The organism is Flavobacterium sp. 25HG05S-40 (assembly GCF_052654735.1).
Map to the genome: position 1 here is coordinate 1,909,336 of NZ_CP199750.1, position 21,323 is coordinate 1,930,658.

At 37.5% G+C, this 21,323-nt stretch carries 19 protein-coding genes and 1 pseudogene; 11 read left to right on the top strand and 9 right to left on the bottom strand.

Annotated elements, in window-relative coordinates; translation table 11 throughout:
• Nucleotides 1-90: 90 nt before the first annotated feature.
• Complete coding sequence (gene glyA / locus ACULEU_RS08285) at nucleotides 91-1,365, bottom strand: serine hydroxymethyltransferase (RefSeq protein ID WP_445452134.1); 1,275 nt, start codon at nucleotides 1,363-1,365, stop codon at nucleotides 91-93.
• 110 nt (nucleotides 1,366-1,475) lie between these two features.
• On the opposite strand from glyA, the gene fahA reads away from it, so the two are divergent.
• The 5 genes from fahA to ACULEU_RS08310 all read left to right on the top strand — a co-directional run bounded on the left by fahA (nucleotide 1,476) and on the right by ACULEU_RS08310 (nucleotide 7,741).
• Entirely contained in the window at nucleotides 1,476-2,759 is a 1,284-nt protein-coding gene (gene fahA, locus ACULEU_RS08290) for a fumarylacetoacetase (protein ID WP_445452135.1), read from the top strand.
• 57 nt (nucleotides 2,760-2,816) lie between these two features.
• Nucleotides 2,817-3,899 carry a glycine cleavage system aminomethyltransferase GcvT gene (gene gcvT / locus ACULEU_RS08295; RefSeq protein WP_445452136.1) on the top strand — a complete coding sequence of 361 codons (1,083 nt, stop codon included), beginning with the start codon at nucleotides 2,817-2,819 and terminating at the stop codon, nucleotides 3,897-3,899.
• 2 nt (nucleotides 3,900-3,901) lie between these two features.
• Entirely contained in the window at nucleotides 3,902-5,923 is a 2,022-nt protein-coding gene (locus tag ACULEU_RS08300; protein ID WP_445452137.1) for a S41 family peptidase, read from the top strand.
• 3 nt (nucleotides 5,924-5,926) lie between these two features.
• Nucleotides 5,927-6,958 (top strand): LIC11966 family surface protein, encoded by a 1,032-nt coding sequence (locus ACULEU_RS08305; protein WP_445452138.1) that lies wholly within the window; start codon nucleotides 5,927-5,929, stop codon nucleotides 6,956-6,958.
• A 69-nt stretch (nucleotides 6,959-7,027) separates the two neighbouring features.
• Nucleotides 7,028-7,741, top strand: coding sequence for a YebC/PmpR family DNA-binding transcriptional regulator (locus ACULEU_RS08310; RefSeq protein ID WP_445452139.1), 714 nt, complete (start codon nucleotides 7,028-7,030; stop codon nucleotides 7,739-7,741).
• Nucleotides 7,742-7,750: 9 nt separating this feature from the next.
• On the opposite strand, the gene ACULEU_RS08315 is transcribed toward ACULEU_RS08310, so the two are convergent.
• Complete coding sequence (locus ACULEU_RS08315) at nucleotides 7,751-7,975, bottom strand: hypothetical protein (protein ID WP_445454884.1); 225 nt, start codon at nucleotides 7,973-7,975, stop codon at nucleotides 7,751-7,753.
• On the opposite strand from ACULEU_RS08315, the pseudogene ACULEU_RS08320 reads away from it, so the two are divergent.
• Nucleotides 7,976-8,059 (top strand): annotated as a pseudogene (locus ACULEU_RS08320) (DUF3667 domain-containing protein); the annotation flags it as partial.
• Between the two features lie 18 nt (nucleotides 8,060-8,077).
• Complete coding sequence (locus tag ACULEU_RS08325) at nucleotides 8,078-8,587, top strand: hypothetical protein (protein WP_445454885.1); 510 nt, start codon at nucleotides 8,078-8,080, stop codon at nucleotides 8,585-8,587.
• Between the two features lie 93 nt (nucleotides 8,588-8,680).
• On the opposite strand, the gene ACULEU_RS08330 is transcribed toward ACULEU_RS08325, so the two are convergent.
• Together ACULEU_RS08330 and ACULEU_RS08335 are read right to left on the bottom strand one after the other, a co-directional pair.
• Complete coding sequence (locus ACULEU_RS08330; protein WP_445452140.1) at nucleotides 8,681-9,721, bottom strand: PLP-dependent cysteine synthase family protein; 1,041 nt, start codon at nucleotides 9,719-9,721, stop codon at nucleotides 8,681-8,683.
• An 81-nt stretch (nucleotides 9,722-9,802) separates the two neighbouring features.
• Complete coding sequence (locus ACULEU_RS08335) at nucleotides 9,803-11,863, bottom strand: S9 family peptidase (RefSeq protein ID WP_445452141.1); 2,061 nt, start codon at nucleotides 11,861-11,863, stop codon at nucleotides 9,803-9,805.
• 131 nt (nucleotides 11,864-11,994) lie between these two features.
• On the opposite strand from ACULEU_RS08335, the gene ACULEU_RS08340 reads away from it, so the two are divergent.
• Together ACULEU_RS08340 and ACULEU_RS08345 are read left to right on the top strand one after the other, a co-directional pair.
• Nucleotides 11,995-12,318, top strand: coding sequence for a YbaB/EbfC family nucleoid-associated protein (locus ACULEU_RS08340; RefSeq protein ID WP_445452142.1), 324 nt, complete (start codon nucleotides 11,995-11,997; stop codon nucleotides 12,316-12,318).
• Between the two features lie 12 nt (nucleotides 12,319-12,330).
• Complete coding sequence (locus tag ACULEU_RS08345; protein ID WP_445452143.1) at nucleotides 12,331-13,284, top strand: hypothetical protein; 954 nt, start codon at nucleotides 12,331-12,333, stop codon at nucleotides 13,282-13,284.
• A 6-nt stretch (nucleotides 13,285-13,290) separates the two neighbouring features.
• On the opposite strand, the gene ACULEU_RS08350 is transcribed toward ACULEU_RS08345, so the two are convergent.
• Nucleotides 13,291-14,316 carry a threonine aldolase family protein gene (locus ACULEU_RS08350; RefSeq protein WP_445452144.1) on the bottom strand — a complete coding sequence of 342 codons (1,026 nt, stop codon included), beginning with the start codon at nucleotides 14,314-14,316 and terminating at the stop codon, nucleotides 13,291-13,293.
• A 122-nt stretch (nucleotides 14,317-14,438) separates the two neighbouring features.
• On the opposite strand from ACULEU_RS08350, the gene prfB reads away from it, so the two are divergent.
• Both prfB and lpxD read left to right on the top strand, forming a co-directional pair.
• A protein-coding gene (prfB, locus tag ACULEU_RS08355) for a peptide chain release factor 2 (protein WP_445452145.1) occupies nucleotides 14,439-15,534 on the top strand; the annotation gives its coding sequence in 2 pieces (ribosomal slippage) (nucleotides 14,439-14,501 and nucleotides 14,503-15,534; 1,095 coding nt in all).
• Nucleotides 15,535-15,746: 212 nt separating this feature from the next.
• Nucleotides 15,747-16,742 (top strand): UDP-3-O-(3-hydroxymyristoyl)glucosamine N-acyltransferase, encoded by a 996-nt coding sequence (lpxD, locus tag ACULEU_RS08360; protein ID WP_445452146.1) that lies wholly within the window; start codon nucleotides 15,747-15,749, stop codon nucleotides 16,740-16,742.
• A gap of 235 nt (nucleotides 16,743-16,977) precedes the next feature.
• On the opposite strand, the gene ACULEU_RS08365 is transcribed toward lpxD, so the two are convergent.
• The 4 genes from ACULEU_RS08365 to ACULEU_RS08380 form a co-directional block, all read right to left on the bottom strand.
• Nucleotides 16,978-17,760: a dienelactone hydrolase family protein gene (locus ACULEU_RS08365; RefSeq protein WP_445452147.1), complete on the bottom strand. Its 783-nt coding sequence runs from the start codon at nucleotides 17,758-17,760 to the stop codon at nucleotides 16,978-16,980.
• Between the two features lie 66 nt (nucleotides 17,761-17,826).
• Nucleotides 17,827-19,050 (bottom strand): porin, encoded by a 1,224-nt coding sequence (locus tag ACULEU_RS08370; protein ID WP_445452148.1) that lies wholly within the window; start codon nucleotides 19,048-19,050, stop codon nucleotides 17,827-17,829.
• Between the two features lie 102 nt (nucleotides 19,051-19,152).
• On the bottom strand, nucleotides 19,153-19,698 hold the full coding sequence (locus tag ACULEU_RS08375; RefSeq protein ID WP_445452149.1) for a hypothetical protein: 546 nt from the start codon (nucleotides 19,696-19,698) through the stop codon (nucleotides 19,153-19,155).
• 254 nt (nucleotides 19,699-19,952) lie between these two features.
• Nucleotides 19,953-21,278 (bottom strand): anion permease, encoded by a 1,326-nt coding sequence (locus ACULEU_RS08380; protein ID WP_445452150.1) that lies wholly within the window; start codon nucleotides 21,276-21,278, stop codon nucleotides 19,953-19,955.
• Between the last annotated feature and the right edge of the window lie 45 nt (nucleotides 21,279-21,323).

Here is a 21,323-nt window from a genome sequence, read left to right on the forward strand (position 1 = left end):
ATTCCATCTGCAAATCCTAACAATTATCATAAAATAAAAAGTCTTCCAAAGGGAAGACTTTTTAACAATAGGTATGTGTTATAAAACTGCTTAATAAACAAAAATGGCTCTTTCGCTCATCATGTCGTTTACTTCGTCGGCAATTCCTTCCAACATTTCATCATTTGTATGATTAGAAAGTACGCGATCTATTAGGTCAACAATGATTTCCATATCGCTTTCCATCATACCACGTGTAGTAATTGCTGGTGTCCCTACTCGAATTCCGGAAGTTACAAAAGGCGATTTATCATCAAATGGTACCATGTTTTTATTTACGGTTATTTCAGCTTTGCCAAGGGCTATTTCAGCATCTTTACCCGAAATATTTTTATTTCTTAAATCGATGAGCATCATGTGATTATCAGTTCCACCAGAGATCAAATGGTAGCCTCTTTTTACGAAAGATTCTGCCATAGCTTTGGCGTTTTTCTGCACCTGCATCGCATACGTGAAAAACTCATCGGATAACGCTTCTCCAAAAGCAACAGCTTTAGCAGCAATGATGTGTTCTAAAGGACCGCCTTGATTTCCGGGAAAAACAGCCATATCCAAAACATGGGACATCATTCTGATTTCTCCTTTTGGCGTAGTTAAACCCCATGGATTTTCAAAATCTTTACCCATCATAATGATACCACCTCTTGGTCCGCGTAAGGTTTTGTGCGTAGTTGTTGTAACTATATGGCAATGCGGAATGGGGTCATTCATCAATCCTTTGGCAATTAATCCGGCAGGATGGGAAATATCAGCTAATAGAAGAGCGCCTACACTATCAGCAATTTCACGGAATCGTTTAAAATCCATATCACGGGAATACGCCGAAGCTCCCGCAATAATCATTTTGGGCATTTCTCTTGTTGCGATTTCCTGAATTTTATCATAATTAAGCACTCCGGTTTCTTTTTCTACGCCGTAAAAAGAAGGTGCGTATAATTTCCCTGAAAAATTAACAGGAGAACCATGTGTTAAATGACCACCGTGTGATAAATCAAAACCCAATATCTTGTCTCCGGGTTTCAAGCAAGCTGCAAAAACAGCAGTATTAGCCTGTGAACCAGAGTGAGGTTGCACGTTGACATATTCGGCACCAAAAAGTTCTTTGGCTCTGTCTATAGCGATTTGTTCAATAACATCTACCACTTCACAACCGCCATAATATCGTTTTCCGGGATACCCTTCGGCGTATTTGTTGGTCAGTACTGAACCAGCAGCTTCCATCACTTGGTCGCTCACAAAGTTCTCTGATGCAATTAGTTCAATTCCGTGAATCTGTCTGTCTTGTTCCTCAAGGATAAGGTCAAAAATTAGTTTGTCGCGTTGCATTTGAAATTATTTCGATTAATTGTGCTCAAAATTACAAAAATGGTTTGGTAAATTAATAGTAAATGATATATTTGATTACTGAATTTTTCAACAAAATTAAACCACTCATCATGCCTTTAACTACCAACAATCCTAAACGTAAATCTTGGCTTACTGTCCCTACAGACAGCGACTTCCCTATTCAAAATATTCCATTTGGCGTTTTCTTAACCAAGGAAGATGTGATCACTATTGGAACTCGAATCGGAGATTTCGCGATCGATTTGGGTGCTTTACAGCAGCTCAATTATTTTGAGGGAATTGAGTTGACCGACGATATGTTCATGCAGGATACTTTAAACGATTTTATTTCGGATGGGAAAAAGACATGGCGCTTGGTTCGAAACCGAATTGGTGATATTTTCGACAGTAACAATCCCTTACTCCGAGACAATCAGGAACACCGAGATATCGTAATTTTCAAAATGGAAGATATTGAAATGCAACTTCCTGTACTTATAGGCGATTATACTGATTTTTATTCGAGCAAAGAGCATGCTACTAATGTTGGTAAAATGTTCCGTGATCCTGAAAATGCTTTATTGCCGAACTGGCTTCACATTCCAGTAGGCTATCACGGAAGAAGTTCTACTATCGTTCCGTCCGGAATTCCGGTACACCGACCTATGGGACAAACCTTGCCTAATGGCGAAACCACTCCGGTTTTTGGACCATCACGATCGATTGATTTTGAACTGGAAACTGCTTTCATCACAACCGATGCCAATATTATGGGCGAAAATATTCCGATAAACGAAGCGGAAGATTATATCTTCGGAATGGTTTTATTGAACGACTGGAGTGCTCGTGATATCCAGAAATGGGAATATGTGCCGCTAGGACCGTTTTTAGCGAAAAACTTTGCGTCTTCTATTTCACCGTGGATTGTCACTATGGATGCTTTGGAGCCGTTCCGATGCAAAGGAACCATACAAGAACCGACACCTTTACCCTATCTGCAACAAAAAGGTAAAAATGCGTTTGATATCAATTTAGAAGTGTATATAGAACCTGAAAACACAGCACCAACTTTGGTTTCGAAGTCGAACTTCAAATATATGTATTGGTCGATGGCGCAACAATTAGCCCATCATACTTCCAATGGATGTCGTATTAATTCGGGTGACATGATGGGGTCAGGAACGATTTCGGGTCCAACACCAGATAGTTTTGGCTCGATGTTAGAATTAACCTGGGGTGGAAAAAATCCCATTAAAATGAATGATGGTTCGGAACGCAAGTTCATCAACGACAATGACACCGTAATTATGAAAGGATTTTGTCAAAACAGTTCGGTGAGAATCGGATTTGGAGAAGTGAGTAGCAAATTGCTACCACCTTTTGTTAGAAAATAAATCTTTAAAATACCCAATTATAAATTCCACGTTTTGGAAATACTTTAAAATAATATAATGAAAAATACAGCGTTAACACACATACATGAAAGTTTAGGAGCAAAAATGGTTCCGTTTGCAGGTTATAACATGCCCGTTCAATACGAAGGCGTCAATGCAGAACACGAAACCGTTAGAAATGACGTTGGTGTATTTGATGTTTCCCATATGGGCGAATTTTTGCTAACTGGTGAAAATGCCTTGGCGTTAATCCAAAAAGTAACTTCCAACGATGCTTCAGTGTTGGAGATCGGACGCGCACAATATTCTTGCTTACCCAATAATGAAGGTGGAATTGTAGACGATCTCATCGTGTACCGAATGAAAGAAAATCAATACTTGTTAGTTGTCAATGCCTCCAATATTGAAAAAGACTGGAATTGGATTGCGTCTCACAATGATTTAGGCGTGGAAATGAAAGACCTTTCTGCAGAATATTCTCTGTTGGCTATTCAAGGCCCAAAAGCTGTTGAAGCAATGCAGTCACTGACTTCCATAGATTTATCTGAAATAAAATACTATCATTTTGAAGTAGCTGATTTTGCCGGAATTGAACATGTAATCATTTCAGCTACCGGTTACACAGGTTCGGGTGGATTTGAGATTTACTGTAAAAACTCGGAAGTGGAACAGATTTGGACTAAAGTTTTTGAAGCCGGAAAAGCATTCGGAATCAAACCGGTTGGATTGGCAGCACGCGATACCTTGCGTTTGGAAATGGGATTCTGTTTGTATGGAAATGATATCAACGACACTACTTCGCCTTTAGAAGCTGGTCTGGGTTGGATTACCAAATTCACCAAAGATTTTACCAACTCAGAAAATCTGAAAAAACAAAAAGAAATAGGTGTTTCCAAAAAACTTGTTGGTTTTGAATTAACCGAACGCGGGATTCCACGTCACGATTATGAAATTGTTGATGCTAATGGCAACAACATTGGAATAGTAACTTCGGGAACGATGGCGCCATCTTTGGGCAAAGGAATAGGAATGGGTTATGTAAAAACAGCATTTGCTGCGGTTGACAGTACCATTTTTATCCAAATTCGAAACAATAAAGTGGCGGCCAAAGTGGTGAAAATGCCCTTCTATAAAAAATAATCTTGAAAAAAATTGTTTTCTTAGTACTAGCACTTCCTCTATTTGTATTCGGGCAATCCGATAAAAATCCATGTGAGACGCTAACAAGAATCAATTTGCTTATCCAGGAACAACATTATAAATCAAAAGCGGTTGACGATAGCTTATCTGTTTCAGTATATGATGCTTTTTTAAAGGAATTGGATGATGATAACCGACTCTTAACGGAACTCGAAATCAATCAACTTAAGAAACATCGTTTTAAAATTGATGATTATGTCAAGAGTGAAAACTGTGATTTTTTAAATGAATTTTACAAAGCCTATACGACATCGGTAGAGCGATATAGTAGCACTATAGAAGCTATCAAAAAAGAACCTTTTGCTTTTCAAAGTTCCGAATCGATTCAATTTTCAAAAAAAGCGTTCCCTTATGTAAAAGACGGAACAGAGCTCAAAAAGCTTTACAAAAAGAGAATCTTGTTTCATATTCTAAAAGACATTTCGGAAATAAGTAAAAATAAAGATTCACTTGTAGCTAATTTTGACAAACTCACCAAAACTTCCAAAGACAAGATATTTGAAACTTTTGCTTGTAAAAGTGCCAGTTTTCAGTTAACGCAACAAGAATTCAATTCAAAGTTTTTCGCAGCCTTTTGCCATTATTTTGATCCGCACACCGAATATTTTTCAGAAAGTGATAAATCGAGCTTTTTATCGGCGGTAAGTGCTGACAATCTCACTTTTGGAATGTTGATTTCGATTAATGACAAAGATGAAATCATTGTCGATCAGGTTATTCCCGGAAGTTCGGCCTACTTTACCGAAAAAATTGACGAAGGTGATCAAATTATCAAAATCAAATACTTGAACGAAGAATACAATATTGCCTGTGCTTCTATGCAAAAAGTAGAAACCATCTTTAGTTCTGGCGAATATAAAAATGCCGAATTCACCATGCGCAAGAAAAGTGGAGCACTATACAACGTCCAACTTACCAAAAAGGTCATGAAAGACTATGACAATAACGTGTACAGCTATATTTTAAAACAAGAAAACAGCAAAATCGGCTACATTAGAATTCCGAGTTTTTATGCCAAATTTGAAAACGGGAAAACCAATGTAAGCGATGATGTTATCCGAGAAATCTACAAGCTTCAGGAAGATAAAATAAGTGGGCTCATTATAGATGTTCAGAATAATGGTGGTGGTTCAATGGATGAAGCCGTAAAATTAACTGGAGCATTTATTGATGCTGGTCCGGTTGCCATAATGAATAATAGAAAAAAGCAAAGACAAACCTTAAAAGATCCCAACAGGGGAAGTGTATATTCGGGTCCACTTGTTGTGTTAATCAATGGTTTTTCGGCATCGGCAAGCGAGTTTTATACTAATGCCATGCAAGACTATGGTAGAGCTGTGGTTATTGGAACACCTTCTTTTGGAAAAGCGTCGATGCAGCGAATTTATCCGCTTAGTTTTGAAGACAATCCTACCGAGTTTGTTAAGTTAACCATTGAAGAGTTTTACCGAATTACCGGAAAAAGCAATCAAACCATTGGTATTACTCCAGATGTAAAAATTCCGCTGCTCTTTGAAGGTCAAATGCCAAGAGAAACCGATTACAAAACAGCTTTGAAAAATGATGTCATTGAAGGCGTTTCTCGTTTTACAGCTTTTTCAAATCCGTTAAAAAATACCGCTATAGAAAACAGTAAAAAACGAGTTGAAGCTAATGCTGATGCTAAGGTTATTTCGGATTTAAATGAAGTTATCGACAAGCTTTATGACGGTTCGTTAGCTCCTATCCTATTGGAATTTAACAACGTTTTTACCGATGTAAATAAAATGAATTCGCTTTGGGTAACGATAAAAGAATTGTCTGAAAAACAATATCCGATTACTGTAGAACGCAATTCGGTTGACATAGAATACCAAGAATTTGACGACTACTTAAAAAGCAGCAATACTGAAAAAATTAAGGCGCTTAAAAGTAATTTTCCTGTTCTTGAAGCCATCAATATAATAAATGATCTAAATCAATAATTTATGAAATTAAGAGTACTACTATTTCTTTTTACGGTAAACATGACGTTGTCTGCCCAAGAATTTAAATCGGCAGTGGATTATCTGACCTTTATTGAAAAAGAACAGTCATTGATTTCAAAAAGCACCTGGAAATATACAACTGCGGTTGCTCATTCAAAAAGTGCACGACGCATTGACAATACCCGAAAACAATTGGTCAAAAGCATTGATGTCGCACAAAAGAAAATCAGTGCCCTAAAAGAAGGTTTTAAAGGCGATGTTGCTTATAAAGATCAAGTGCTACAGTACTTGGATATCTGTAAAAAGAATATCAATGAAGAATATGACAAGCTCATCGATATGCAGGAAGTAGCTGAACAATCCTATGATGCTATGGAAGCGTATTTAGTAATGCGAGATTTGATTAATGAAAAATTAGATGTTGAAAATGAAAAGGTAAACAATGCCTTCAATTCCTTTGCTCTGAAAAACAACATTACGGTTACTGAAGGTAATTCTGAACTAGCACAAAAAATTAAGGTATCCAACGTAGTTTTTGATTATCATACGGCTTTATATCTGATTTTCTTTAAAGTAAGTTTTACCGATGCCAATTTAGACAATGCTATTAAGAATAAAGACCTAAGTGCTATCCAGCAAAATGCAAATACGCTAACACAATATGTTAATGAAGGTTTGGAAAAACTTAAGGCCATCAAACCATACCAAGGCGATTCTTCCATGATTACCATTACTAAAAAAGCCTTGGAGTTTTATAAAAAGGAAGCACAACAGTACGTTCCGAAAATGGTAGACTTTATCCTATTTAACGACAAATTTGAAAATGCTAAAAAAACATTGGAAGCCAAAAAAGCCAGCGACCGCAGCAAAGAGGAAATCGATAACTATAATGCCATGGTAAAACAGGTAAATAAAGAAATTGATAATTACAACAAATTAAATACTGTCAATTTTCAGGAGAAAAACACTATGCTGAATGATTGGAATAACGGCGGAGAGAAATTTATCTCAAGTCACGTTCCTGTTGACTAAATTAGTATTTGTTATTTTGATTGAAAAAAGTATTTTTGCACCGCACGAAATGAATAAATAAAATAAGAAATGGGAAGAGCTTTCGAATTTAGAAAAGGAAGAAAAATGAAACGTTGGGCTGCTATGGCTAAAGCGTTTACTCGTATTGGAAAAGATATTGTAATGGCTGTAAAAGAAGGTGGTCCAAGCCCTGAAGCCAACTCACGTTTACGTGCGGTTATGCAAAATGCCAAGGCTGCTAACATGCCGAAGGAAAACGTTGAGCGTGCCATTAAAAAAGCTACCGACAAAGACACAGCAAACTATAAAGAAGTTCTATTTGAAGGGTACGCACCACACGGCATAGCCATTCTAATCGAAACCGCTACCGATAATAACAACAGAACTGTTGCCAACATCAGAAGTTATTTTAACAAGTGTAACGGAACTATGGGAACACAAGGTTCTGTAGAATTTATGTTTGACCATACGTGCAATTTCCGTATTCCGGCTGCAGGTCAAGATGTAGAAGAATTAGAATTGGAGATGATTGATTTTGGTGTGGAAGAAATTTTTGCCGATGAAGAAGACGGTATCCTAATGTATGCGCCTTTCGAAAGTTTTGGTGCTATCCAAAAAGAACTGGAAAATAGAGGTTTAGAGATTCTATCTTCAGGTTTTGAAAGAATCCCGCAAATCACCAAAGAACTTACTGAAGCACAAGTTGCCGATGTAGAGAAACTTTTAGAAAAAATTGAAGAAGACGATGACGTAATGAACGTCTATCACACGATGCAGGAGTAATTACATTTATTAGATTATAAGATTTCTGACGCTGAGCTTTGCTTGGCGTTTTTTATTATATTTGAATTTAAGTTTATAAAAAGCAAACCTTAATCCCATAAAAGCCAATAATTTAAAATGACACATTGCCAAAACTGCGACCATCAGATAAGTGAAAACTATTGCTCCCATTGCGGAAATCCAGCCAAAATCAAAAGGATTAACAGTCATTACATATCCCATGAACTCTTTCATTTGTTTCATATTGAGAAAGGGTTTTTATATAACGTAAGAGAGCTGTTTTTAAGACCAGCTGATAGCATCAGGGAATTTATTTTGGTGAATCGTAGTAAACACATGAAGCCATTTGCTTTTTTGGTCCTTTGTGGACTTATCTACGGACTCATTCAGAACTACTTTAAGCCTGTAGTGCCACTTAACACTGAAGAAAGTTACTTTGCAGGGTCGACAGTAGACGTTTTACAAAATTGGCAGGCAAAACATTTTGCATACACCTATCTTATCAGAAGTTTTTTCATTGCGTTTTGGGTGCAATTATTTTTTAAAAAATACAGCTATAATTTTTTCGAAATAATGACATTAATGTGCTTTGCCTTTGGTCAGGGAATGCTCATCGTGGGAATGTTATTACCCTTTCATAGCTTACTCCATCAGACGGCCAACAATATTCTACTGATTTCGACCACCGTTTTATATCCTGTAATTGTGGTGGCGCAATTTTTTGATAAAAAGAAAATTATAAATTATCTAAAAGCAATCCTTGCCTATTTTTTAGGGGGAATCGTTTTATTCTTTGTAACGGTTCTTATCGGGTTGGCTGTTGATTTTATCGTTAAACTAATTTAATAACCTTATCATATATTGTATCAAAAACAAAACCTCCGAATTACTTCGGAGGTTTTTTATAGCTATATGTCTAACTTTCTGAAATCTAAAAGTCTATTTAATAAATTCCACTTTCTGTGCTTCTTCTGCATTGATACTGTCAAAGAAACCTTGTTCGTTCATCCAGTCATCACTGAATACTTTACTCATGTAACGCGAACCATGATCAGGGAAAATAGCGATAACATTACTGTTAGCATCAAATTCTCCTTCCGCAGCATACTGCTTAATAGCTTGTATTACTGCACCTGAAGTATATCCTACAAATAATCCTTCTCTTTTTACAATTTCGCGAGTAGTATGGGCACTTTCCTCGTCGGTTACTTTCATAAAATGATCTATTAAATCAAAGTCGGTAGCTGTTGGAATAAGATTTTTACCCAAACCTTCTATTCGATACGGATAAATTTCTTCAGCATCAAACTCTTTGGTTTCATGGTATTTTTTCAAGACCGAACCAAAAGCATCTACCCCTAAGATTCTGATATTTGGATTTTTTTCTTTTAAAAATTTCGCGGCTCCAGATATAGTTCCTCCAGTTCCGCTGCAAGCTACAAGGTGTGTAATCTTTCCACTGGTTTGCTCCCAGATTTCCGGACCTGTAGTTTTATAATGAGCATCAATATTTAATTGATTGAAATACTGATTGATGTAAACTGAACCTTTAGTCTCTTCGTGTAAACGCTTTGCAACATTGTAGTAAGAGCGCTCATCATCAGCTGAAACGTGTGCTGGGCAAACATATACCTTGGCACCCAAACTGCGTAACATATCTATTTTATCTTTAGACGATTTTGAACTAACCGCCAAAATACAGTTGTAACCTTTGATAATACTTACCATAGCCAAACTAAATCCGGTATTTCCCGAAGTAGTCTCAATAATGGTATCACCAGGAGATAGAATTCCCTGCCTTTCCGCTTCTTCAATAATATATAATGCGATTCTGTCCTTGGTGGAGTGACCTGGATTGAAAGCTTCAACCTTAGCATAAAAATTTCCTGGTAAAGATTCGGTGATTTTGTTAAGTCTAATTAGTGGAGTATTCCCTATTAGACCTAGTACATTATCGTGAGCTTTTATATCTTCTTTCATAAAATAAATTAGTCAAGCAATATTTTGGAGCGTGGTATTAGATACCCCAAAACTCTGCAAATTTAAGTAAAATTTTTTAAACTATTTTTTTATTCCTTCTAAATCTAATAAAAAACTGAATTCTTTGGCGATTTCCTTTAGGGCTTCAAACCTACCTGACGCACCGCCGTGACCCGCATCCATATTAGTATCCAAATATAATTTATTATTATTTGTTTTCAAAACGCGTAATTTAGCGACCCATTTTGCTGGTTCCCAATACTGTACCTGAGAATCGTGCAAACCTGTAGAAATATACAAGTTAGGATAGTCTTGTGCCACTACATTATCATAAGGTGAATACGAAAGCATATAGTTATAATATTTTTTCACATTAGGATTTCCCCATTCATCATATTCTCCTGTTGTCAACGGAATAGTATCATCTAACATCGTTGTCACTACATCCACAAAAGGCACTTGTGCTATGACTCCGTTGTACAAATTTGGTGCCATATTGATGATAGCACCCATCAATAATCCGCCGGCAGAACCGCCTTCGGCATATAAATGCTCGGTTGAAGTATATTCTTGAGATACTAAAAATTGGGAGCAATCAATAAAGTCAGTAAATGTATTTTTCTTTTTCAACAGTTTGCCGTTATCATACCATGCTCTTCCCAAGTCTTCTCCACCCCGAATATGAGCAATGGCAAAAATAAACCCACGGTCTAAAAGCGACAACCGTACACTTGAAAAATGACAATCCATCGTTACTCCATAAGAACCATAGGCATACAAAAGCAAAGGATTTTTACCATTCTTCTGGATTCCCTTTTTGTAAACCATAGAAACTGGTAGTTGCGTTCCGTCTTTGGCGGTGGCCCAAATGCGTTCTTCTGCGTAGTTATTTTTATCAAATTTTCCTCCCAAAACTTCCTGCTCTTTCAATATGGTTTTCTCTTTCGATTTCATATTGAAATCGATTACCGAAGCCGGAGTGGCTAATGACTGATAGCTATAGCGCAGGATCTCTGTATTAAAATCAATATTCGTAGTAGTATAGGCCATATAGGTTTCGCTTCCAAAAGGCAGATAATATTCCCCTTTCCCACTCCACGGCATAATCCGAATGGTATTCAATCCGTTACACCGTTCCGAAACCACCAAATACTCTTTAAAAATATCAATATCTTCCAACAAAACATCATCGCGATGCGCAATCACATCCACCCAATGTTCTTTTGATGTAAAGGCTTCTTGCGTTTTCATCAATTTGAAATTGGTCGCTTTATCTTTATTGGTTACCATATAAAAATGGTCTCCGTAATGAGAAATCATGTATTCTAATCCGCGAGTTCTTTTTTGAAATACTTTGAACTTAGCATCTGGCGTAGCCGACAATACTGTTTGATATTCAGTCGTCATCGTGCTGCTCGAATTGATAATCAGGTATTTATTGGATTTCGATTTGTAAACCGAGACATCAAACGTTTCATCTTTTTCAAAATAAACCAAACTATCCTGATCCGCTGTTGTACCTATTTTATGTTTGTAAATCGTATCCGAACGAAGCGTCACTTCATCTTTTCTTGAATAAAATAAAGTTTTATTATCACTCGCCCAAGTGGAGCCACCTGTGGTATTTTCTAATTTAACCGGAAGCAGTTCACCCGAAATCAAATTCTTAACCTGAATCGTATATTGTCTTCTCGAAACGGTATCTACAGCAAAAGCAGCCATCGTATTATCTTCACTGATACTTAATCCAGTTAAATTGAAATAGGTAAAGCCTTGAGCCATTTTGTTGCAGTCAAACATAATTTCCTCTTTAGCCTCAAGACTCCCTTTTTTACGGGAATGAATGGGATAATCTTTTCCTTTTTCAAAGCGCGTAATATAGTAATACCCATTGTAGAAATACGGAACCGACTCGTCATCTTCTTTAATCCTCGCCTTCATTTCTTCGAACAACTCTTTCTGAAATTCTTTGGAATCAGCTGTAGCTTGTTGGTAATAATCGTTTTCCTGATTAAGATAAGCTATGACTTCCGGATTTTCTCTTTCGTTTAACCAATAATAATTATCGGTTCGAATATGTCCGTGTTTTTCGAGTTGTTTCGGTAGTATTTTCGCTTTGGGCGGTGGAATGGCTTTTGACATTAGTATTTTTATGATTATATGCTACAAAAATACTCATTATACAGATGGTGTTTTTTGTTTTTACAGGAAGTTTTGCACTTAGAAATTAACAGTATTTCATACCTTAGCAACCTAACTTTAAAACTTTATTTATGTTTGGCGATATGATGAACATGATGGGAAAACTCAAAGAAACCCAACAAAAAATTGAAGCAACAAAACTGCGTTTGGACACCGTTTTAATTGATGAACAAAGCAATGATGGCTTGTTGAAAGTTACGCTGACTGCCAATCGAAAAATCAAAACTATTGCCATTGATGAAAGCCTTTTACAAGATAAAGAGCAACTAGAAGATTATCTGATTTTGGTCATCAATAAAGCCATCGAAAAAGCCACTAATGTAAATGAAACAGAGCTGGCAGCAGTTGCTAAAGATGGCATGCCGAATATTCCCGGAATGGATTTATTTAAATAATCTATCGCAATAATGAAAAGCTTTTTTATTTTTTTAGGCCTACTGCTTTGCAGTTCAAATGTAGTATTCAGCCAAAACACACTTACAAAAAAGGGTACCATTGTCTTAACTGACGATAGATATATTGCCTGTAATGATGTAAAACTCATTGACGGAAAATTTAATTATATCGATGTTGCAACCGGAATCGAAACGCAAAGCAATATTAGTGAGGTAGTGTATGTTTACGACGATAAAAACTCCGTTTTGTTTACCAACCGAACTTTGGTTGAAAAGCTAAAAGAACAACAGAAAATTACCGCCGAAGAAGAAAAAAGATTGTTTATTCAAAACAAAATAAAACAAGACGAGGAAAAGGAAAAATTAGAATTTCCAAAACGCCTAAAATTAGTTCCGGACGGTATCTATGCCACTCTAAAAGACTTCCAAGCGCAAACACCGAGCTCCAAAGAAAACATTGTTGCCAAAGGATTAATCGGATTTGAAAAACCTATTTTAAATACCATCGAAGACAATTGTTTCTTTTATTATGCCAGTTCGGATGAAAAGGTTAAAAATATTTTTGCCATTTCCTACAAAGGTCATTTGTACTTCCAAATTCAGGCTATTCTGAATAACCGAAACAAAACAGACCGAGCGCAAACGAATGATTTCCCTAATAGTTTCACCAGAGTGCAGTCGGCCGGACAAAACTACTACTATCTGGAGGCGGAATTGGCCAATGTATGGGCTCAAGGATTGGCTTATGGCGCTGTAGGTGGTGCCGCTGGTGGTGCCATTGCCTCAGGTAATATTAAACGTAAAGGAGTCGTTTGGGATATAAAAAATCAGGAATTCAACATCTTTAAAAACTGTACCGATTTTAACGATTTCATCAGAGAAAAATATGCTGAAGGCGTTCAAGAATGTCCAAAACAACAAGCCGACCTACTAAAAGTAAGAGAAGCAATCGAAAAAATTAAATAGTGTCTCTTACAGTATAATCTTCTCCAAAGTCTCTAAAACATACTCGTGCAACACTTGTTTGTAATCAAGATGCGTCACCATTCGAAGTTTTCCTTGTCCCATCGAACTGATAAGAATGCCTTTGTCCTTGAATTTTTCGATAACTGTTTTTTCATCCAACGGTTTCCGTACTTCAAAGATCAGAATATTGGTTTCGGGAGCTTCTACCCTTTCTATCCAAGGAAGTTTCGCTAAAATCTGTGCCAATTCCTTTGCTCTTCTATGATCATCCACCAAACGGTTGACGTTGTGCTTTAGCGCGTAAATTCCGGCTGCAGCCAAATAACCAGATTGTCTCATATTACCGCCAAATATCTTACGGACACGCAAAGCCCTGTGCAAGGTTTCTTTGTCTCCAAGTAAAACCGAGCCAATAGGCGCTCCCAATCCTTTCGAAAAACAAACCGAAATCGTATCAAATAATTCCCCAAACTGTTTCGGATGCTGTTTTTTGGCGACAATTGCATTCCACAATCGCGCACCATCTAAATGATATCTCAAATTATGGTCGCTACAAACCTGTTTGATTTTCTTTAATTCTTCTATGTTATAACACGCGCCACCGCCTTTATTGGTCGTATTTTCAATCCCAACCATTTTAGATAAAGGCGCATGATAAAACTCGGGGTCATTGATGCCAGCCTTTACTTGCTCCGCAGTGATCATGCCGCGATGTCCGTCCAATAAATTAAAATTCACACCACTATTTGCCGAAGCGCCTCCAGCTTCATACAAATGAATATGCGACCATTTATCGCAAATAATCTGGTCTCCCGGATTGGTATTTAGCTTAATCGCCGTCTGATTGGCCATCGTTCCGGTTGGAAAAAACAACGCAGCTTCCATCCCAAATAAATCAGCTACAATACGCTCAAACTCGTTTACCGTCGGATCTTGCTTAAATACATCGTCGCCCACTTTGGCATGAAACATCGCCTGAAGCATTTCTGTTGAAGGTTTGGTAACGGTATCGCTGATTAAATTTATTTCCATATTCTGTTTGTAAAGCTTACTTTTGTTTTTATAATTCGAAGCTATTTCCCGCTTTCCGCGCTACATGGTAGCTCGCTGCAATCGGGGCTAGGGTTATAGTAAACCACAAAACTACATTATTTATGACAAATACCGAACAAATTAAAGGTATTGTAGAACGCCTTGGTGCGTTGAGGAGGTATCTTTGACATTGATGCCAAGCTTATAGAAATTACCAACGAAGAGGAAAAAACCTTTGCGCCTGACTTCTGGAATAACGCCAAAGAAGCCGAAATCCTTGTCCGAAACTTACGCTCCAAGAAAAAATGGGTGGAAGATTTTGTCAAAGCAGAAAACCTTGCCGAAGAATTACAAATCACCTATGAATTCTTCAAAGAAGGCGACGCTTCCGAAGAAGAATTGGACACGCAATTCGACTTGACCAACACCCATATCGAAAATCTGGAGTTCCGGAACATGCTCTCCGATGAAGGCGATAGTTTGAGTGCTGTACTCCAAATTACTGCCGGCGCAGGCGGAACAGAAAGTTGCGACTGGGCGTCCATGCTGATGCGCATGTACATGATGTGGGGCGAAAAAGAAGGATACAAAATCAAAGAACTGAACTTTCAGGAAGGCGAGGTGGCCGGAATCAAAACCGTTACTTTAGAATTTGAAGGCGACTATTCTTTTGGGTATTTAAAAGGTGAAAACGGTGTGCATCGTTTGGTGCGTATTTCTCCCTTTGACAGCAATGCCAAACGCCATACGTCTTTTGCGTCAGTCTATGTATATCCTTTGGTAGATGACAGTATCGAAATCGACATCAATCCGGCCGATATTGAAATTACAACCTCGCGCTCCAGTGGTGCCGGTGGCCAGAACGTCAATAAAGTGGAAACCAAAGTACAATTGGTGCACAAACCAACTGGAATTCAAATTCAATGCTCAGAAACCCGTTCGCAACAAGACAACAGACAACGTGCGATGCAGATGCTTCGTTCGCAGTTATACGAAATCGAATTAAAAAAACAACAAGCACAACGCGCTGATATTGAAGCTGGCAAAATGAAAATTGAATGGGGTTCCCAAATACGAAACTATGTAATGCAACCCTATAAACTGGTAAAAGATGTGCGCACCGGTTTCGAAACCAGCGACGTTGATGGCGTAATGAATGGCAACATCGACAAATTCCTAAAAGCATATCTCATGATGATGGGACAACGGGAAGAATAGTTTTTAATAAAACTCTTTTAGTAAAAATAAACCATAAATGTTTCAAAAGGCACAAAGCTATTTCTTTGTGCCTTTTGCGTTTAAAAAATTAAGGAAATAACGCAATTGCGAAATCAATACCCAAATTATACTAACTGCATATTTAACTATCTTTTTTTAGGAAATTCAAATTCAAATCTCTTTATTTGGATACTATTCCTAACCAGAAACCTATGAATTCATATTCCATTCAGGAAATCAACACCATTTTGCAAGGCGAAATCGTTGGTTCTACCTCCTGTAAAATTACCGCTCCCGAACAATTAGAAACCGCCATTGAAACTGAAATTTCATTTATTGGCAATAAAAAGTATGAAAAATCTTGGGCAACTTCCAAAGCTTGTGTGGCAGTTGTCAATGAAGATATTGCTATTGATCCTGGCAAAAATCGCGCTTTTATTAAAGTAAAGAATGCCGATATTGCCATGTCTCGCGTACTCGAACTCTTTGCTCCTGCTCCACCTGTTTTTGAAGTGGACATTCACCCTACTGCGGTGATTGACAAATCGGCTAGTATTGGAAACGGAACCCGTATCGGTGCTGGATGCTATGTCGGCCCGAATGTGCAGCTTGGAGAAAATGTAACTATTTATCCAAACGTTACTATTCTTGACGAATGCAGTGTTGGAAAAAATACAACCATTTGGTCGGGATCGGTAATTCGGGAACGTTGCCATATTGGTGCTTATTGTATTTTACATCCTAATTGTACCATTGGCGCTGACGGTTTTGGATTTAGACCTTGTCCAGAAAAAGGATTGGTTAAAATTCCGCAAATCGGAAATGTAATCATTGGCAATGGTGTTGAAATCGGTGCCAACTCTTGTGTGGACCGAGGAAAATTCAGTTCCACCATTCTTGGTGATGGCTGCAAAATTGATAATTTGGTTCAAATTGGTCATAATTCCAAACTTGGAAAATGCTGTATTATGGCTGGAAATTCAGGTTTGGCTGGATCAGTTACCTTAGGAAATGGTGTTGTCATTGGCGGAAGTGCCTCAATTAGAGACCACGTAACTATTGGCGACAGAGCTATGGTTGGTGCTGGTTCTGGAGTTGCAAGCGATGTAGAAGCTGGAAAAACGGTTTTGGGTTATCCCGCTGTTGAAGCGCGTGACGCCATGAAACAATGGGCCATTTTAAAACGATTGGTAAAAGACTCTAAATAATGGTGAATTGTAAATGATGAATTGTAAATGATGAATTGTAAATTAAAGATAAAATAATTCACCATTTACAATTCACCATTCACAATTTAAACATATATTTGCATCGAGGATTCCGAAAGGAAGTTACACCTCACCACAATAGTCGATCGCTCCAGATCGACTTTTGTATTTTATAGAAAATCAAAAGCCCAAAACAGTAAACTGTTTTGGGCTTTTGATTTGTTTATTCCGAATTTTACAAAACCTCATTTAAAAAATCTAACATCGCCTGCCACGACCGTTTGTCGGCTTTTTCGTTGTAGGCTGCTCCTTTGGAATTGTCATTTCCAGCCCCTTTTTCGGTGAATGCATGAACTGCATTGGCATAATACACCATTTGCCAGTCGGCTTTCGCTGTACGCATTTCGGTTTGGAATTGTTCTATTTCTTCTTTTGGAACAAAAAAATCATCCGCACCATGAAGCACGAGTACTTTTGGCGTAATCGTATCAATAGTTCTGGTTTCATCGCGACCCAAGCCACCGTGAAACGATACGATGCCTTTTACTTTCATATTGATTCGAGCAGCTTCAATCGCTCCCGTTCCTCCAAAACAATAGCCTATGACCACAATTTCGTCCGGGTTGGCACCTTGTTGTACCAATTGGTCTAAAGCGAGTTGAATTCTGTTTTGATATTCCTTAATGTTTTTCTTGAAATACCCAGCTTTGGCTCCCGCTTCTTTTGTATTGGCCGGACGTTGATCGATTCCATAAATATCAGCAATAAAAGTCATATAACCCATTCCGGCTAACATCGTTGCGACATCCTTTTCGTGATTCTGAATGCCCATCCATGCCGGAAGAATTAAAATTCCAGGTTTATTCTTTAAGAATTTGGTTGGTTGAATACTAATACCGCTCAATATCTGAGCACCATCTTTATAGGTTATTTCTTTTGATGCGATAGCTTTCGATTGCGAATTTCCTGTAAATGATAACAGTATTAGAGCTAAAGATAATCCTAATTTACTTTTCATAAGATGATTTAATTTTTTATAAAAGTAAAGAATAAAGAAGCGAACAGTTGTTAAGCAAACAATAAATTAAATTCCGATTTCAACCTGAAAGCGCAGATACCAATTGTTCTTAGTCGTTCCATCGTTAAAATCTAAAGTGTCGTACGTAAGTTCAGTTTGGACTTTAAAAGAGTGTTCCCAAATATATTTAGTAACTCCGATACTGTATTCTTTCGTATTGGGAGCTAAGGACTGAATGTCTTTTCCCACTTTCTGAAGAGAATACCTTCCGATGAATTCGTAATTGGTTTTGGTGTTATAACTTACTTGATAATCAAATCCGTTACCCACAAAAGCATAATTGCTTTCGGTTACATCATCAGGATTAATCGTTACGGCGTTTTCATTGGTTGTTCTCGACATGTAACTCATCATCGCCGCCCAGCCATTGTATTTCAACATTCCGTCCAGCAAAACTGATTTCATCGTTCTTCGCTCAAATAAGTCGTTTCCAAGCTGCCCTTGCGTTCGTTGCGCATGATTATTTTGTTGAAATGCTCCAGATAATAATAACTTTGGTTTTTTCTCCCGAATAATATCTCCTTCAAAATAGGTTCCGTCTTTAGCAAAAGCTCCAAAAGGCATCAACTCCACTTTACCAGTAACTGCAATTCCGTCATCGGCTTTACCGGTTTGATTTCTTCCTTCACCTCCGGAAACGGCCGCTTTTATGTTATAAGAAAATTTGTCTTTGAATTCGTTCATGTTGTGAACTTGAAACCCAAAATCCCTATCAATAGTAAATTTAGCGTTGTTGATGGTTCTGTCTGTTAATTGTAAACCTCCAGATGAATTCACCCTTTGACGGTTTCCGGGTAATTTGGTTTGCCCAAAACTGATGTTCCAGTTTTTATTGGGACGATAAAATACTACGGCGTCGCGAATAATATTAATGTTTTCGCCATCCTTAACTTCTCCAACATCACCGGGAGCAAAGGATAATTGTATGGCGTAAAGAAATTTTGGGCTTCCTACATAACCATCAAAACGCAATCGCAAACGTCTAATTTGACCATCGTAAGCTCCGTTTTCTCCATCTTCTTCGATATAAGTTACTCTATTCTGCATTCTGAATCTTATATTCATTTGAAATAAACTATCCGGTGATGTAATTCCGATTCCTTTCCCGAAACTGTAATAGGGCAAAGCTGATAATTTAATATCGTTGTCTTGTTTGGTCTGCTGAATGGTTACTTGAGAATAAAGAGATACAGTGAATAGCAATACGAATAATTGCAATGATTTTTTCATGTAGTAAGTGGGTGTTGTTTCGGGCACAAACTTATGAAATATGTTCGAGTTAAAAAAAGAAAACCGACAGCTTGGCTGTCGGTTGCTGTACTCCTGGAAGTACTATTTTTTCTTTTTGGATTTAGATTTTTTCTTTGCTTTCTCAGCCTTTTTAGCTTTTGCTTTAGCTTTTTGTTTTTTGGCTTTCTCCGCTTTTTTCTTTTTAGCTTTTTTCTTTTTCTCTTTATCCTTCTCTTTTTGCTTTTCTTTTTTGGCTTTCTCTTTTTTCTTGGCTTTATCCTTTTTCTCTTTTTCTTTTGCCTTAGCTTTTTGCTCTTTTTCTTTGTCCGAATCTTTCATAGTGGCTACGTTTTCTTGATTGGAAGGTATTGCTTTATCCACAACTACTTCCGGTTTAACTTCATTTTTTACCGCTGGTGTTGCGGTTCTTGTTCGTGTGGTTGCAGCAGTTTTTACTCTTGCAGTAGTTGTTGTTGCCGCTCTGTTTCGTGAACGTGCAGGAGTTGAAGGTGCTGGCTTCACCTCAGATTCATTAACATCACTTGCAGGAACTTCAGACGCTACATCAGTATTGGTACTAACTATAGCTTGCTCTTTATTTGCATCAGCAACAACCTCTTTGTTTGCGGGTACGCCTCTTTTTATCATGATAATATCTGTTATTATAGATTTAACGTTAATTCAATGTAAATTTTATGTTAACAAAAATACTGTTAAATTCAATCCGCCAATGTTAAGTTTTCATTTCAACTAAAAACTTAACATTGAAAACCTCTCAAGCCTTACTTACAAAGGATTAATGAAATAGCTTGAAAAAAAGTGTTTAATTCCAAATACTAATTAGCAAAAAAAACTCCTAATGAAAGCTTCATTAGGAGTGATATTAAATTGGGAATACTATACTATAAAAACATTTTAAGTAAGTAATAAATGAGCATGGCAATTAAAGCGGAGATAGGAATAGTAAGCACCCAAGCCCACAAAAGCTTAACGGTTACACCCCAACGTACTGCTGAAACTCTTTTGGTTACTCCAACACCAATGATAGAACCTGTAATAGTATGTGTTGTAGAAACCGGAATTTTAAAATGTTCTGTAGAAAATAAGGTTAATGCACCTGCAGATTCCGCTACTACGCCTTCAAATGCGGTTACTTTAGTGATTTTAGAACCCATGGTTTTTACAATCTTCCAACCGCCACTCAAGGTTCCTAAAGCAATTACCGTATAACACGTCAGTGGAATCCAACTTGGCATAACACCATCAACATGAACGCCATCTTTATCGGAAGGTAACACTACATTCAAATCCAACCAACCCGCTGACAAATCAATATTGGGATTGGTTTTTATATAAACCGCTACTGCAGCGGCAATAATACCCATTACTTTTTGAGAATCGTTTCCTCCGTGACCCAAACTGAAAGCTGCAGAAGATAACAACTGCATCTTTTTCAAAACGCGCTCTGCCTTGGCAGTAGACAGACTGCTGAAGAACAAATTAAATATGGCTAAACTGTAAAAAATAATAGCTACTAAAAACCATTTAATATTATGAGGCTCCGTGACAACACTCCAAAAAGGACTATCAAACCTTGGCTTTTTTATATCTTCATAAGGTACCAATACCGAATATAAAAACAACCCTACTAACACCATCAAAACTCCCGTCAAAACTTTAGGCCAAACATTTTTTCTTGAGGAATACATTAACCATAAAGAAATGAAATAAGAAATGATCATCCCAAGTAGCGGTGCAAAAACGATAAATAAGATTACAATCAATACTCCAGAAGGAAGTAATTCTCCCTCCTTAGCATCTTTTAGCCAGTTTACAATTTTAAATCCGGCGTGTTCCGGGTCGGTAACGTCTCTAAAACCATGTGCAATCGCAGCACCAGCAAATCCACCAATCAAAGTATGGGAAGAGGAAGATGGAATCCCTTTCCACCACGTTAATAAGTTCCAAATAATAGCCGCTATTACTCCGGCCAATATTACAACTAAATCGATACTACTAGTATGCGCCGTTTTCGCTACAGTATCGGCAACTCCGAAACCGAAAACCCAATACGCCATAAAATTAAAAAGTGCTGCCCAAAGTACCGCCTGAAATGGTGTCAGTACTTTCGTAGCAACAATAGTAGCAATAGAATTGGCCGCATCATGAAAACCATTAATATAATCAAATATTAACGCCAGAATTATAATGATAATTAGTAAAGTCATACTATTTATGAGTGTTCAGCGTTCAGATTGTAGTGTTCAGATTGA